At 63.5% G+C, this 1,027-nt stretch carries 1 protein-coding gene; it reads left to right on the forward strand.

All coding sequences use genetic code 11. The features are described 5' to 3' along the window. Window positions 1–1,027, forward strand: a 1,027-nt coding sequence (istA, locus tag ACLKMW_RS26430) for an IS21 family transposase (protein WP_415727503.1), incomplete at both ends; no start/stop codon positions are given.

Here is a 1,027-nt window from a genome sequence, read left to right on the forward strand (position 1 = left end):
GTGTGATTGCCTATCGGCAACCTCGTCGTCGAACAGCCTTCGACGGATTGGATGATTGGCTTCGCGAGCGGTTTTTCCGCCATGGCGGCAATGCCGACGTTATCCGCCAGGAACTGGCGAGCGAACATGGGATCGTGATCGGTCTCCGCTCGGTGGAGTTACGAGTGCAGCGCTGGCGGCGGGAATTGAAGGCGCAGAAGCGCGCGACGATCCGCTTCGAGACAGCGCCGGGCCATCAGATGCAGATCGATTTTGGTGACACTCGCGTGTGGATCGGGGGTGAGCGGGTTCGAGTGCACCTGTTCGTGGGAACACTGGGCTATTCGCGGCGGATGCATATCCGGCCTTCGCTGCGTGAGCGTCAGGCGGACTGGTTTGAGGGGATGGAAGGCTCCTTCCTGCGTTTCGGCGGGGTTCCGGCGGAAGTTCTTCTGGATAATGCCAAAGCCCTGGTTGAGCATCATGACGCGGTGACGCGCGAGGTGAAGTTCAATGCCCGCCTGCATGCCTTTGCCCGATACTGGGGCTTCACGCCGCGAGCCTGTGCGCCATATCGGGCGCGGACGAAAGGCAAAGATGAGCGCGGGGTTGGCTACGTTAAGAAGAACGCGATCGCCGGCCGCCGGTTCGAGAACTGGGCTGCGTTCGAGGCCCATCTGGACCGGTGGATACGCGAGGTCGCCGACCAGCGGGAGCACGGCACGACCGGCATTGCGCCATCAGAGCGGTTTGCTGCTGAAGCTGGTGCGCTGCGCCCCTTGGCTGGCCGTGCGCCGTTCGGGCAATTGCGGGATCTGGTGCGCAAGGTCCAGGCCGACTGTGCGATCGACCTCGACACGAACAGCTACTCGGTGCCTTGGCGTCTGATCGGCGAGACCGTTCAGGTTGTCGTGCTGGCGGGCCGTGTGATCATCCGGCATGCTGGCCAGGTCGTTGCCGATCATGCTCTGTGCCGGGGAAGGCGACAACGCATCGTGGACCGGGCGCATTTTGTCGGTGTCGCCGGTGCCGATGGTGTGGTGCGGGC

The sequence above is a fragment of the Borborobacter xinjiangensis genome (assembly GCF_047739745.1).
Taxonomy (GTDB): Bacteria; Pseudomonadota; Alphaproteobacteria; order Rhizobiales; family Rhizobiaceae; genus Pseudaminobacter.